Source organism: Acidaminococcus sp. AM33-14BH (assembly GCF_003603525.1).
Taxonomy (GTDB): Bacteria; Bacillota; Negativicutes; order Acidaminococcales; family Acidaminococcaceae; genus Acidaminococcus; species Acidaminococcus intestini.
Genome location: NZ_QTNG01000009.1, coordinates 94,825 through 106,624 on the forward strand (window position 1 = coordinate 94,825; position 11,800 = coordinate 106,624).

The 11,800-nt window shown below is 52.1% G+C and carries 10 protein-coding genes and 1 riboswitch; of the genes, 8 read left to right on the forward strand and 2 right to left on the reverse strand.

All coding sequences use genetic code 11. The features are described 5' to 3' along the window. Positions 1–27: 27 nt before the first annotated feature. Both arsB and DW817_RS07730 read right to left on the reverse strand, forming a co-directional pair. A complete protein-coding gene (gene arsB, locus DW817_RS07725; protein ID WP_243634099.1) occupies positions 28–1,062 on the reverse strand; it encodes an ACR3 family arsenite efflux transporter in 1,035 nt (344 codons plus the stop codon). Positions 1,063–1,081: 19 nt separating this feature from the next. Next, positions 1,082–1,414, reverse strand: a complete 333-nt coding sequence (locus DW817_RS07730) for a helix-turn-helix transcriptional regulator (RefSeq protein ID WP_009014924.1) — start codon at positions 1,412–1,414, stop codon at positions 1,082–1,084. A gap of 155 nt (positions 1,415–1,569) precedes the next feature. Here DW817_RS07730 and DW817_RS07735 point away from each other — a divergent pair, with 155 nt between their 5' ends. The 8 genes from DW817_RS07735 to DW817_RS07770 all read left to right on the forward strand — a co-directional run bounded on the left by DW817_RS07735 (position 1,570) and on the right by DW817_RS07770 (position 11,725). Then, the gene (locus tag DW817_RS07735; protein WP_009014925.1) at positions 1,570–2,490 is read left to right on the forward strand and encodes an AAA family ATPase; all 921 of its coding nucleotides are present in this window, start codon (positions 1,570–1,572) and stop codon (positions 2,488–2,490) included. 11 nt (positions 2,491–2,501) lie between these two features. Next, positions 2,502–4,232 (forward strand): hypothetical protein, encoded by a 1,731-nt coding sequence (locus DW817_RS07740; RefSeq protein WP_009014926.1) that lies wholly within the window; start codon positions 2,502–2,504, stop codon positions 4,230–4,232. Positions 4,233–4,284: 52 nt separating this feature from the next. Continuing rightward, positions 4,285–4,383: riboswitch (TPP riboswitch) on the forward strand. A gap of 144 nt (positions 4,384–4,527) precedes the next feature. Beyond that, positions 4,528–4,728, forward strand: coding sequence for a sulfur carrier protein ThiS (thiS, locus tag DW817_RS07745; RefSeq protein ID WP_009014927.1), 201 nt, complete (start codon positions 4,528–4,530; stop codon positions 4,726–4,728). Next, on the forward strand, positions 4,712–5,398 hold the full coding sequence (gene thiF / locus DW817_RS07750; RefSeq protein WP_120111990.1) for a sulfur carrier protein ThiS adenylyltransferase ThiF: 687 nt from the start codon (positions 4,712–4,714) through the stop codon (positions 5,396–5,398). The genes thiS and thiF overlap by 17 nt, the downstream gene beginning before the upstream one ends. 37 nt (positions 5,399–5,435) lie before the next feature. After that, the gene (locus DW817_RS07755; protein WP_120111994.1) at positions 5,436–6,215 is read left to right on the forward strand and encodes a thiazole synthase; all 780 of its coding nucleotides are present in this window, start codon (positions 5,436–5,438) and stop codon (positions 6,213–6,215) included. A gap of 6 nt (positions 6,216–6,221) precedes the next feature. Continuing rightward, on the forward strand, positions 6,222–7,439 hold the full coding sequence (gene thiH / locus DW817_RS07760) for a 2-iminoacetate synthase ThiH (protein ID WP_120111998.1): 1,218 nt from the start codon (positions 6,222–6,224) through the stop codon (positions 7,437–7,439). Continuing rightward, positions 7,436–8,053, forward strand: a complete 618-nt coding sequence (locus tag DW817_RS07765) for a thiamine phosphate synthase (protein WP_009014931.1) — start codon at positions 7,436–7,438, stop codon at positions 8,051–8,053. Before thiH ends, DW817_RS07765 begins: the two co-directional genes overlap by 4 nt. A gap of 180 nt (positions 8,054–8,233) precedes the next feature. Next, a complete protein-coding gene (locus tag DW817_RS07770; protein WP_120112002.1) occupies positions 8,234–11,725 on the forward strand; it encodes an autotransporter outer membrane beta-barrel domain-containing protein in 3,492 nt (1,163 codons plus the stop codon). Positions 11,726–11,800 lie beyond the last annotated feature (75 nt).

The window sequence follows — 11,800 nt, forward strand, 5'->3', positions numbered from 1 at the left end:
GTCCATATTGAGGCAGCAGGTTTTTTGTTACCATCTAAGCCGATTGGCAACGTTTACTAAAAAAAGCATGACCGGCACTTCCGTAAGGACCCCCACCGTCGTTGCAAGAGCCGCCGGGCTTGAAGTCCCGAAAAGGGCAATGGCAACAGCAACAGCCAGTTCGAAGAAATTTGACGCCCCAATCATGCCCGCCGGTGCAGCAATGGCAAAAGGCAGGTGCAGGAGCCGACAGGTGCCAAAACTGACAGTAAAGATGAAGAGGGTCTGCAGCACCAAGGGAAGCGCAATCAGGACGATATGGAACGGATTACGAAGGATAAGTTCCGCCTGAGAGGCAAAAATGATGACGAGCGTCAAGAGGAGCCCCACCATGGTCACATGGTCAAATCGCGGCAAAAAGACGGATTCAAAATAGGCTATGCCCTTTCGCCGCGTGACCATAAGGCGCGTCAGCGTGCCGACTACAAGGGGGATGAGGACAAAGAGAATGACGCTCAAAAAGAGGGTTCCGTAAGGCACCGCCACTTGGGAAACGCCCAAAAGAAAACGCACGATGGGGATAAATGCCACAAGAATAATGAGATCATTCGTAGCAACCTGCACCACTGTATAGGCGGGGTCCCCCTTTGTGAGCGTGCTCCAGACAAAAACCATGGCCGTGCAGGGCGCCGCCCCTAACAAAACGGCTCCGACAAGATACTGACGGGCAAGGTCCGTGCTGATCAAGGAGCGGAACAGGACCATCAGGAAAAAGGAGGCCACAAGATACATGGAAAAGGGCTTCACAAGCCAGTTGACAATCCACGTGACAAAAAGACCTTTAGGATTTTTTCCTACGCTGCGGATGCTCTCAAAATCCACCTTCATCATCATAGGAAAAATCATGATCCAAATAAGGACTGTAATGGGAAGAGAAATCCCGCTCACTGTAAGACCATTCAGCAAGGTAACAAGGCCCGACATAAAATGGCCTACAGCAATGCCTGCAGCCATGCATAAAAGGACCCAAAGGGTCAAATAGCGCTGAAAAAAACTGATACCCGATGCAGGTTCAAAGTTCAAGATGGATTCCTTCTTTCTGTTAGGATTCACAGGTACATTTCCCCTTTTTCTGCAAAAAGCAAATACAGTCTTTTTTGGGTGACAGGATATGATGGAGAACCCCTTCGAACTTTTCAAGGGTGTCACCACACAGGGCATAATAGGTATTTTTCCCTGACTTCCGGCTTGTGCAGATACCGCACGCAAGAAGTACCTTCATATCGTGGGACAAGGTGGGCTGGGTAACGGAAAAATAATCAAGCAGGTCGCAGGCACAGCGCTCGCCGCAGGAAAGCATATCGACAATGGCAAGGCGTTTGGGATCGGACAGGGCTTTCAAAAAGCGGGCCAAGTCTTGGTAGCTGTCATTCATTTGCAGCCTCCTACATATAGAATTTTTTCTATATGATTCTACAACCGCTTTTCTTTCCTGTCAACAGAAAAACAGGGAGATTTTATCAGCACCATCAAGTCCCCGTGGTATAATATGAAATAGCAGTGACATTTACTTGATAAGGACTGATCACTATGTTATCACTTGATTTTTTGCGCAGTGAAGGCGTCGAGGAAAGCCTCATCAAAGACCTTGAAGCCTATCGCGGCAAGTTTCCTGTAACAGAAGCGGATAAGGACCGTGTGCCCATGCCCCATTTTCCTTTTTTTGGCAAGGAAGTCTGGGAAGACGCCCTTTCTGCCCTCTTATGTGGGCAGAATTTGCTCCTTGTAGGCCCCAAGGCAACGGGCAAAAACGTTCTTGCTGAAAATCTGGCCCAAGTATTTTCCCGCCCCATGTGGAACATTTCCTTCCATATCAACATGGACGCATCAGCCATGCTGGGCACCGATACCTTTAAAAACGGGGAAGTCCAGTTCCGTCCCGGTCCGGTCTATGAATGCGCTACGAGGGGCGGCTTCGGCGTTTTTGACGAAATCAATATGGCCCGCAACGAAGCCATGGCAGTACTTCATTCCCTCCTCGACTACCGCCGCCGCATCGACATTCCGGGCTATCGCATGATTGAAGTCGACCCGGCGTGCCGCTTCATTGCCACCATGAACTACGGATACTCAGGCACGCGGGAAATGAACGAGGCCCTCATGAGCCGTTTTACGGTCATCCAGCTGCCGCCCATCAAGGAAAAGCCGCTGGCCCGTCTCTTACGGACAGAATTCCCGACCATGAAGGATACGGCCTGCGATGCCTTTGTGCAGATTTTCCTTGATTTGGAGAAAAAATGCAGTGAAGCGGAAATTTCCGATAAGGCCCTTGACCTGCGCGGTCTCCTTGACGCCCTCCATCTCATGAAACGAGGTCTTGAAGCTCACCGGGCCCTCAAAATGGGTATCATCAACAAATCCTTTGACGAATATGAGCCAGCCCTCATCCTCGATGTAATCAACCTCCACATTCCAGGATCCTATGGCAGACGTGATATTTTCAGTGACTAAGAAGGTTCACGATGGCAAAGAAAAGATATGACTACCGGCGGAGACGGGCTCTCAACATCGTCTGGGACGTATCCGGAGACTACACTTACGATCCGGATTTTCTTTCTTTTGTCCCTGACACGCACGAACCGAACCTCTACCTCAATGCCGTCATTGGCATTATTCGAAAATATTATGACATGAAGGTCCTGCAAGCACTTTTTGACGAGATGAAGACCGCCGCCCTTGCCGATCTATTCAGTGACCTTTTGTGGCTGGGGCTAGAAGGCTGCGCCTATGTCAAGGAACTCCCCCAGCGCCCTGTCCTTGCCTATCTTCGCAGGCAGCAGGCCCAAAACTATTTTAACGGGCCCCTTTCCATCCGTCATGGCGTGGCCCAAGAAATGCAAGCGGCCCGCTGGCATGAAGTTCTTGGTGAAAAAACCGGCCTTGTGGATCCTTGGGCCAAGGGGCTTTATGAAGGGCTGCGGTTTGACCCGTCATGGACAGCAGAAGAAATTTGCGACCATTTTCGCAAGCTGACAAAAAAGTACTTTGTTTCCCGCTTCCTTGTTCGAGAAAGCTTGGAAAAGGTCATCATCTCAAGCCCTGTAGCCGCCATCTTGAACTTTCTCGTGCCGCAGTTTAAGACGCGACATGAATCCATCCTGAACTTCCAGGTCGTGCGTCATGATGAGGAAGAAATCGTAAACGGCAAGAAGGAGCGTAATGGCCTCATGGCCCTGATTACCGGCCAAACTGCCGTAAAAAACCACGATTATATTGTCACCTGCTTTGGGGCCTCCCTTTACAGTGCCGATAAGGTCCTTGCGATTGAACGGCAATACTGCACCGGCCCCCATCGGGGCGCCCACCTGCATTTTACGCGGGGGCGCCTCGGGAGCAAAGGAGCAACGGGAGATGCTTCCCAGTGGCTTTTAAATGCCCGCAGACAGCGCGCCCGCAACATCACCTACTACAAAGAAAATAACGAAAAATATCGCAAGAGCATCACCCGTCTTACGGGGCAGCTGCGCACGGCGCTCCAGATGACGCGCATGAAGCTGCCCATTCCAGCAAAAAGCGGAGACCTTGTGCCAGGGCTCATCTGGCGGGGACTCTATTTGGACGACAACAGGGTCTTTTATGGTCAGGAAGATGTCTATACCCCAAACTTTACGGTTGACATTATGCTCGACGCCTCAGCGTCGCGCGGCGAATACCAGCGGGTCATTGCAGCCCAGGCCTACGTCATTGCAGAGGCCCTGCGCGCCTGCGGCATTCCTTACCAAATTTATTCCTTCTGTACCCTCCGAGGCTATACAGTCATGACGCTCTACCAAAGCTATGAAGAAAAGAAAAAAAGCACGAGTGTTTTTAGCTATTGTGCCACGGGCTGGAACCGGGACGGTCTTGCCCTGCGCGGCGCCCGCGTCCTCATGGGGGACCTGACAGATGCCAAAAAAATCCTTGTCATGCTGACGGACGCGTCTCCGAATGATGACCATCCCCTTTATACTGGCAAAGGAGCCCTTAGCCAGCACGAATACCGGGACGAGCGGGCCGTTGATGACACGGCGGCCGAAGCCGCGTCCCTGCGCCGCGACGGCGTGCGCATCGTGGGCCTCATCAACGATGAAATTGCAGGCTCCATGGAAGATGCCCAAAAAATCTTTGGTAAGGACCTGGTGCGCGTAAAGACCCTTGACAAGATGGCAGAAAGCGTGGGGAAGGCCCTGTGCCACCAGATTTCGACTTTCTAAAGGGGCGCCTGACTTGACAATGTTATGTAAAAGGACTATGCTTACAAGGTAAACAGAATATTTGGGGAGCTTTTTGCTGAGAGGAAGTTCGACTTCGACCCACAACCTGATTTGGATAATGCCAACGTAGGGATGACGCAATTGACAGGCGGGGATCGAAAAGGTCCCCGCTATTTTGTTTGAAAAAATTCATAGGCTGAGACTGAACCAAAAGGTTCACGAAGGGGGGCACCACCTCGGGTGCCAACTTTCGTGGACCTTTTTTGCCGTTTCAGCAAAAAGGAGGAAGGAAGAAATGGAAATCATGGTAAATGGCAAGGCCTGCACCCTAAAAGAAGGCGCCACTGTTACGGACGCCTTGAAGGCCCTAGGTGCCGTACCTATCTACACGGCCGTAGAAGTGGACGGCAGACTTGTGCCAAAAGAAGATTGGGACGCCATGGCGCTCAAAAAGGACATGCGACTGGAGGTGGTGAGCTTTGTTGGCGGCGGCTGAAAAAACGGCAGTTCTCACCCCTTGGAATACATCGGATCCAGTGGCAGGCGCCATTTATAGCGCCCTTTGCGAGCGCCATGGGAAAAAGGTCCAGGAAAAACTGGACGCTGGCTTTGTCACCATCTGCGGTCTCGGTGGCCTTGGCTCCAATATCGCCGTGAGTCTTGCCCGCATCGGGGTAGGCCATCTGCGCCTTGTCGATTTTGATAACGTGGACTGGACAAACCTCAACCGCCAGTCTTATTTTGTGGAGCACGTGGGCGTCAAAAAAACGGACGCCCTCAAAGGATTCCTCATGAAGATCAATCCTTTCCTTACCTATGAAACCGTCACGGCCCGCGTCACCCCGAAAAACCTTGCATCCTGCGTCGGGGACGCGACCATCATCTGTGAAGCCTTTGATAAGGCGGACCAAAAGGCCATGCTGGCCCGTGAAGTGCGCTGCCAAAAACCGGACGCTTATCTTGTAAGCGGCTCCGGCATGGCGGGCTTTGGGAAAACAGGACTCATGAAGGTGCGGGAAGTGAGCCCCCTTTTTTATCTTTGCGGCGACAGTGTCTCGGCCCCTAAACCCGGTGCTGGACTCATGGCGCCCCGCGTTGCCATCTGCAGTGCCATGATGGCAAACGTCGTCACGTGGCTGCTGCTTGGAAAAAACGGCGCCTATTAAGCGCCGCACCTTTTAAAAGAATACGGAGGAATTTAGCATGAAAGAAAACGATACTTGGACCTTGGATGGACACACCTTTTCGTCCCGCTTTATTCTAGGGTCGGGAAAATTTTCCCTGCCCCTTATCGAAGCGGCCATCAAAGGGGCCGGTGCGGAAATGGTGACCCTTGCCCTGCGCCGCGTCAATACAGGCGGCAAGGCCAACATCATGGACTATATTTCCAAATCGGTGACAGTCCTTCCCAACACATCAGGTGCCCGAAACGCTGACGAAGCCGTACGCATCGCCCGTCTTTCCCGAGAAATCTGCCATACGCCCTTTATCAAGATCGAGATCATGAAGGATTCGCGTTACCTCCTTCCTGACAACGCAGAAACCATCAAGGCCACGGAGACTCTTGCAAAGGAGGATTTTGTCGTCATGCCCTATATGTTCCCGGACCTTACAGCGGCCCGCGCCATGAAAGATGCCGGCGCAAGCTGCATCATGCCCCTTGCCGCCCCCATTGGGTCCAATAAAGGCCTTGTCAATAAGGAATGGATTAACATCCTGCTTGATGAAATTGACCTTCCCATCATCGTTGATGCCGGCATCGGAAAGCCGTCCGAAGCCTGCGCCGCCATGGAAATGGGCGTAACAGCCATCATGGCCAATACGGCCATTGCCACAAGCGGAAACCTCGTCCAAATGGCAGAAGCCTTCCGCCTTGCCATTGAAGCGGGCCGCACAGCCTATCTTGCGGGGCTTGGCCGCGTCCTTCAAAAAGGGGCCGACCCCTCGAGTCCCTTGACGGGATTTTTGCGGGACGAAGACTAGGAGGCGATGACCATGACAGAAGAAAAGATCAACCCCACCATTGTGACGGAAGAAGCCAAAAAGACCATTGCCTCCTCTATCAAGGACCCCATGACCTACGAGCCCGGCATGGACCAGCTGCCATCCACCATGCTGGAAGATGTGGAGCGCCTCATGAAAGAATTTGAAGAGCAGACCTACTCGGCAAGTGACGTCAAAGCGGCCCTTAGAAATGACGTCCTTTCGCCCCATGATTTCGGAGCCCTCCTCTCGCCTGCGGCAAGGCCCTACCTTGAAGCCATGGCGCAAAAGGCCAAAGCCGTTAGGGACCGCTATTTCGGCAATAGTGTTGCTCTTTTTACGCCCCTATATCTAGCAAACTACTGCGAAAATTACTGCATCTACTGCGGCTTCAACTGCCACAACAAGATTCACCGGGCCCGTCTTGACCTTGCCCAGATGGAAGAAGAAATGAAGGCCATTGCCGCCACAGGTCTTGAGGAAATCCTCATGCTCACAGGCGAAAGCAGCCACATGTCCCCCGTTTCCTATATTGGAGAAGCGTGCAAGATGGCACGCCGCTACTTCCGCGTTGTCGGTCTTGAAATCTATCCCGTGAACCAAAAAGACTATGAATACCTGCACCAATGCGGCTGCGACTTTGTGACCGTTTTCCAGGAAACCTACGACCATGACCTTTATGGCAAGCTGCACCTTGCGGGCAATAAACGGGTCTTCCCCTACCGCTTCTATACGCAGGAACGGGCCCTTTTAGGCGGCATGCGCGGCGTTGGTCTCGGCGCGCTCCTGGGTCTTTCAGACTTTCGCCGCGACGCCTTTGCTACAGGCCTTCATGGCTACCTCCTTCAGCGCAAGTATCCCCATGCGGAAATCGCCTTTTCCTGCCCTCGCCTGCGCCCCATCAAGGGCAATACGACCATTTACCCCATGGGCGTCGGCGAAGCGGAACTCCTCCAGATTTGCTGTGCCTACCGTCTCTTGATGCCGAGTTCGGCCCTCACGGTCTCAACGCGTGAAGTGCCCCGCGTCAGGGATCACCTCATGCAGATTGCGGCCACAAAGATTTCCGCCGGCGTGAGCACGGGCATTGGTGCCCACAGCCACCAAAAAGAAGAAGGGGACGACCAGTTTGAGATTGCCGACCACCGCTCCGTAGACGCCGTCTTTAACGACCTTGTATCAGAAGGGATGCAGCCCGTCATGGCGGACGCGATTTTCCTATGAACGCGTCCTTTCCCTACGTCCTTGTGACGGACCGCACGATTTATCCCGAGCCCTTGATTCCTTATCTAAAAAAACGCATCCCTGACCTTTCACCATTCCCGTCGGCCCTCATCCTTCGCGAAAAAGATCTATCAAAAGAGGCGTACGAGGACCTATTTAAGGAAACGGCTCATCTCTGCAAAGCCTGGAAGCTTCCGCTCCTTGCGCATAATCATCCGGATCTGGCCCTTGATGATGCAATTGCTGGAGTTCATATGCCCTTACGCAGTTGGACTGCATGGTCAAAGATGCATCCTCAAGAAGCAGGATGCCTATTGGAAAAGGGCAAAACGAAGCTGCCCTATCCCCACGGCGTGGGAATTTCCATACACTTTCTAAGTGAAGTTGAAACAGCCCTTCAATCAGGAGCCTCCTACTTGATTGTAAGCCCCCTCTTTCCGACCTCCTGCAAACCCAACAATCTTCCCCTCGGATTAACGCCTCTCCCCAACTTCATACACTCTTCCCCCCTGCCTATCTATGTCTTAGGAGGCCTTTCCTGGCCCGATCCAAGGGCATCCCTTCTGGAGGCTCTTGGCGTCCGTGGAGCCGTGATTCGAAGTGCCATTGTTTAACAGGAATCCGTCCCAATGTTTCATTTTAATCCTCATTTTATGGTAAATACTCATTATTTTATTTACATTCAATAATAATTATCTTTTAAATTATTTTTTTCATTTATCTGTGGTATAATGAACGACATATACGATTTCATCAAATATTCACATTATTAAATAGAAAAGAGAGGAAGTAACATGAAACATCGCGGTTCTTTTCAATCTGCAGCAAGTGCGCTAGGCGTGCTGCTCTATGTGCTATCGTTATCACCGGCAGCATCAGCTGAAGTGCTTACCATAGGATCTGATCCGGAGATGACCTTTGCGGAAGATACAGTCTTCGAAAATGCTTCCAGCGAATCGACTCTTTCCATGGGGAGCGGGAACACATGGGATAATGATAGCTCGGAGCAAGTGACCATTACAAATGCGGACGGAAGCTTTGCTGTTAAGGGTCCGCGGGCTGGGATTTATGTGCCAAGCGGCAAGACGCTCACCATGAAAGCCCAGGAACTGACCCTTTCTTCCACCACCGACACTCAGCTCATCGATGATTCTAATTGGTTTTTCACCCCTCTCCAAGCAGCCGGCCTTTACGCGGAAGGGGGAAACGTGACTCTGGAAGGAGAAAAAGGGATTACCCTGCAAGGATTCAACCATGGCCTTTATGCGAGTGGACCCAGCGACAATAACGATACAGGATTTTTTCCCGATGCGAGCGATGATTCTGATGGCTTTTGGGAAAGCGAACTTCCTTATGACCCAACCAATCCGGATATGCCACCCAGTGGAATCAATACGGATGAACGCACCCAGATTACCCTTACAACAAAGGGCAGCAACACAATCACAGCCACGGCAGGCAATACTCTGCAGAATCAAAACCCTTACGGCATTTCAGGCATCCAGACCCTCCTCGGTGCTGATGTAACGCTTTCGGCAGGAAAAGACAATCTCATTTCTGTCAATTCAAACGATGCCTACAGCAGCGGCATCAGTGTCGGGACAATAGCAAGTGGGGGAGAAGCCGGCCCGGCCTTTGGGACCGTCACCCTCACAGCTGGTGGCAATAACCAAGTCACCGGAGCTACCTATGGCATCCGCGGGAGTGGCTATAGCAGCATCGATGTGACGGCGGAAGGCAGCCCTATCACATCTTACCTTGCCGGGAAAGTCATTCTTAAAGCAGAGGGCGACAATATCATTGATGCGAAACAGACGGCTGTCAACCTATGGAATGGCATGGAAGCCAGTCTATCCGCAAAAGGGACCAACGTCATCTCCGCTGAAAATAGCACAGGGGCCCAGCTGAGCACAGACGCCAAGCTGACCCTCACGGGAAGCACAAAAATTACAGCCCCTCTCTATGGCATCATGACGCGGAACGCGTCCCAAACAAGCGTTGATGCTCAGGGCGGCACCCTTACAATTGCGACGGGCACAGAGCCTATCATGGCTAAGATGACAGATGATGCCACAGGTGAGGAATTTGAGGCCGTGGTGGCGCGTCCTATTGCGGCGGCGTCCCTTACGGGCAGTCAGACAGAAATCAAGAATGCCTCCCTTTCCGTAAAAAGTAGTATTGCCTTCCTGGCAGCCCATGCCGTGGATACGTCCAATGTAGACCCAGGTGTGCCCGATCCCTTTCAGGAAGGAGATGCCAGTGGCTCCGGTCAGTCAGTTCCCGGATGGGACGGAACTGGAGATGATTCCACGGGCGGATTTCCTTCGTCTAGTGAAAATTTGTTTGTCGCAGAAAATGAGACGGCCTCCGAATCAGCTAAATCAAGCGATGGGAGCACCCTTTCTGTAACCTACGGAAAAGGGAGTTCTGTAGAGGGCAATCTTCTCGCCTACGACAAGGGCACCATCATGATGGCACCCACAGATGATGCAACCCTCACCCTTACGGGCAACTTGTATGCCTATGGAGAGGATGCCTCCGTTGGCAGCGACTTTGGAAATATAACACGGATTTTCCCGACGGACCCTGAGGCAGCCCTTCCGGGGGGGACAATTTCCCTTACGCTCAGTGACGGCTCCCTTTTTACGGGGCAAGCCGATACGGGGCTTCTAAATGAGCGCATCATGGCGGCCTCCATGTCAGAAGAAAGCCTCCTTTCAGGAGAAGATATCATTCATCCTCCCCTGCCGGGAATAGGAGCCATTGATCTCACCCTTGACGCCGGCAGTACATGGAACATGACGGAGGCTTCTGCCGTAACGACCCTTTCGGGCGACGGCGGGGCCGTGCAGTATCAAAGCGGTGGAGATTCCCTTGAAATCGGAACCCTTTCGGGGAGTCACACCTTTGCCATGGACCTTGATGCCGATGACGGCAGTCAAAGCGATATGCTCTACGTCGAGAACGGAACCAGTGATAAACAGACCCTCGCCATTAAAAACATCAGCACCTTGGATAAGGAGATGGAACCGGGTGACGCCGTTCGTTTTGCAACAGTAAAGAATCCGGGCTTTGGTTTTGGCAGCGGCACACTCGTCTCCGCCCTTTCTTCCGGCATTTATAACAACCTCTACAAGACGGAATACCGTTCCCTTTCGTCCGACGCCTTGAATACGGCTGCCTACAATAACGACCGAAACGGCGGTTCGACCTACTCTGTTTCTCAGGAAGTCGGTCCTCTAAATTTCGCAAAACCCGGTACGGAAAATGTGGAAGCCCTCTATAATGGGGACAGCGCCGTCAATATCTATGTCGTCAAGAGCCGCGAGCACAATGAAGGCGCAAAGACACCCTCCCGTCTAGCAGATCTTTCTTGGCGCTACCTCACCGACCTGGATACCTTTACCAATCGAAGCGGTCACACGCAGTACTTCACGCCGGACGCTCACGAAGGGGCTTGGATTCGTTTCCGTTACCGCAATCTTGGCATTGATGGGACGGGCGAACTTGACGGCAACACCTATGAACTTGGCTATACAACAGTCTTACGGAACCAGGAGCCTCATAAGCATCATTTGAGTACCTCTGTGGCCTGCACCAAAAATGAAGGTCACTTTGAAGGAACCAGCGGAAACCTAGGGCTTCGTGATACCGCCATCAGCGTTTATGATACCCATGTGTACACCCCGACAGAGCTCACCAGGAAAGCCGACTGGAAAAAAGGCACCTACAGTTACTGGGACAGCTATCTCAAATACCATTATGGCAAGGAAGACTACAGTGTCACTGATGCAATAACAGGCACAGGCTATGCAGCCGATTACACCAGACATTCAGTCAATCTTTCTACCGAATACGGGCGGGTCAACAAGCTCTCAAAAGACTGGAGCGTCGTTCCGCAAGCCCAGGTCCAGGTTTCTTACCTCGGAGGGGTTGATACCGTGGATTCCCAAGGGATTTCCCTCTCCGCGGACCACAGCTGGAGCCTCGTGGGGCGCCTCGGCTTTGACCTCGTAAAGCACCTTGACCCGAAACTTGACAGCAAATGCTATTTCAAGGCGTCCCTGCTCCACGAATTCCTCGATGGAGATGATGTAACAGCGGCATATGGCACCGACCGCTATATCACAACAAATGATCAAAAAGGAACCTGGGGCGTTATCGGCCTTGGCTACAGCGTCAAGACCGGAGATAAACAGTCCATGTACTTTGATATGGAACGCTACGTTGGTCATGACTTTCATCGCACCTACAGCCTGCGAGCTGGATTCAATTGGAAGTTCTGACCACTTCCTTACAAGAAATCTTTCGGTTCTATAATAAATGTTGGGGTGAGGAAATATTCTTTCCTCACCCCATTT